Source organism: Rhodopseudomonas sp. BR0C11 (assembly GCF_010820945.1).
In the GTDB taxonomy this organism is placed as follows: Bacteria; Pseudomonadota; Alphaproteobacteria; order Rhizobiales; family Xanthobacteraceae; genus Rhodopseudomonas; species Rhodopseudomonas palustris_H.
In genome coordinates this window covers 1-2,232 of record NZ_QTKI01000577.1, presented here as the reverse complement: position 1 = coordinate 2,232, position 2,232 = coordinate 1, and the positions used below count along the sequence as shown (strand labels likewise).

Genomic DNA, 2,232 nt, shown 5'->3' with positions numbered 1-2,232 from the left:
CGGTAGTACAGGATCTTGCGGGTGGGATCGGGCGCGGGCTTCGGCGTCGGCTGTGCAGAGGGCTCGTCGGCCTCATACACCGGCAGATAAGCGCGGCCTTGCGCATCGGCCTTCGGCACCGCCGACCAGCGCGGCGCGCCGGATGGATCGCGGTAGTACAGCGGCGATCGTTCGTCAGCCGCGGCAGGCGACGCGAGACAGAGTCCGATCAGAAACAGCAGGGAGGGTGAGCGCAGCTTGGTCATGACGTGCACCGTCGCGCGCCGCGAGGGCGCATCCGAATTCGGGAGATAGGAAGGACGGCGGCGCCGCGGCTGCGGCGCCGCGCTGGCCTATTTGAACGCCTTGACGATCACCTTGCCGGTGACGGTCTCAGGCTCGCCCTGGACCTTCGCCGACAGCGTGATCTGGTAGCGGCCGGCCATCGGCAGGTCGGTCTTGAAGGCGTACACGCCGGGTTCCGGCGACGGCAGGGCCGTCACCGGAGACACCATGTCGGCCATGTTGTCCGGCGCCATGTCGACCCGGGTCTTGAAGATCACCGCGCCTTCCACCGGCTTGCCGGTGGTCTTGTGGGTGAGGCGGATCGCGACGGTGACGTCGTCGCCCTTCTTCATCTCGGGCGTCTTGGGCTCGAAGGCGTAGTCGCCCGCGCCGGCCATTGCGGCGGTCGCAAACAGGGTGAGCGCGGCGGCGCAGGCCGCTGCGGTGCTGAATTTCGCAGTCATCATGATCTCCAAACGTGTCTGATCTCGTGCTGCGGCCGAACGGCACGCAGCATTTATCGGCGCGGGCGAAACGCTCGCGCGGCGGTCAGCGAGAGATCAGACGCGAGGAGGCCGGAACGGCGGGCTGCCGGCGTGGTCCGGCACGAACAGGTCGGCCGGCGGAAACACCGTGCTGGCGCGCTGGACGATGAACTTCACCGGCACCGTAGCAACCGGCGAGAAGCCGACCGAGGCGCCGACGCAGCAGAACCCGAGCGGGCACTTGGCCGGATGTTTCGGCAGGGAGGGCGTTACTGGCGCCGCATCGGCGGTGGCGCCGTGGCAAGATTCGACGGCGGCGGTGACGTGGTCAGCGTGGGCGCTGACGTGATGCTCGTGGTGCTGGACGTGCTGCGCGGCTTCCGCCGGTCCGGTAGGCAGCATGACGGCCGACGCCGAGCCGACCGGCAAAGCCGCCAGCGACAACGCCATCAGCAGCGCCAAGATCGTCCGGAACAGTCGCATCCCGCTTTCAACTCGCCAAGGGCTATCTGTCCTCCGATAGCACGACGCCAGAGGTAAGACTTGTCACGCGTCAATTTCAAGACCGACGCTTATGGAAGGTGCACCGGTCTCGATTTTGATGATCATACCCCTGCAGGGTATCGAGGCGCAAGGGTACCGTTTCGGCATCCGCCACGGGGCTGGGCGCGCGCCGGGAGCGGTATCGAGCCTCCCTGGTGCCGTGACACCTGTCCGTCGCCTGCTGCCGGCCCTGCAGTGGCCGCCGGGACACAATTCCACATCCATCTAAAGAATTATTCTCGTGGCGCGAAGGAACTCATTCTTCGACGGCTGCCTTCGAGAAAATGCACTGCTAATCGCCTGGGCTGAATCGATAGCAATGAGTGGAGTGCATCTGTTAGTAGAAATCTATTCTATTAGTTGTGTGTTTGACGACAGATCGCTGACATGGACACAACTCAAATCTTCTCCTATTCCGCGAAGGTGGTCCATTTGAGCGACGCGCCGGCACTTGGGTGCCGCGGCGCCGAGGGTAGTGATTCATGACTGAAGATACCGAAGTCCGCAGGACGCTCGCTGAAGGCGCTGCGCGCCAACTCGCCAACGCGACCAAGACCCGCGCGCAATGGGGTGGCATTTCCCCGCGCTGGCTGGTGCCGCTGTTGCAATGGACGCCGGTCGAGGCTGGTATCTTCCGTCTCAACCGCGTCAAGGAAACGCGCGGCGCGACCGCATCGGCTTCGTTTGATGTCGAGTGCAGCCCGCGGCGCGACCGCGATCCGGATCTGCCGGAGACCTTCGTCGACTACGAGGAGCATCCGCGCGAGTACTTCCTCAACGCGGTGACGACTGTGCTCGACGTCCAGACCCGCGTGTCCGACCTCTACAGCCATCCGTTCGATCAGATCCAGGAGCAGCTCCGGCTGCTGATCGAGAAGGTGAAGGAACGGCAGGAGGGCGAACTGATCAACAACGCCGAATATGGCTTGCTCGCCAACAC

Annotated in this window: 2 protein-coding genes and 2 pseudogenes; 1 reads left to right on the top strand and 3 read right to left on the bottom strand. The window is 64.5% G+C overall.

Going from position 1 to position 2,232, the window contains the following annotated elements; translation table 11 throughout:
- The 3 genes and pseudogenes from DYI24_RS25350 to DYI24_RS25340 all read right to left on the bottom strand — a co-directional run.
- Positions 1–245 (bottom strand): annotated as a pseudogene (locus DYI24_RS25350) (efflux RND transporter periplasmic adaptor subunit); the annotation flags it as partial.
- 87 nt (positions 246–332) lie between these two features.
- A complete protein-coding gene (locus DYI24_RS25345) occupies positions 333–728 on the bottom strand; it encodes a FixH family protein (RefSeq protein WP_107354672.1) in 396 nt (131 codons plus the stop codon).
- Between the two features lie 96 nt (positions 729–824).
- Positions 825–1,232 carry a hypothetical protein gene (locus tag DYI24_RS25340; RefSeq protein WP_164574276.1) on the bottom strand — a complete coding sequence of 136 codons (408 nt, stop codon included), beginning with the start codon at positions 1,230–1,232 and terminating at the stop codon, positions 825–827.
- 542 nt (positions 1,233–1,774) lie between these two features.
- Here DYI24_RS25340 and DYI24_RS25335 point away from each other — a divergent pair.
- Positions 1,775–2,232: pseudogene (locus DYI24_RS25335) on the top strand (hypothetical protein); the annotation flags it as partial.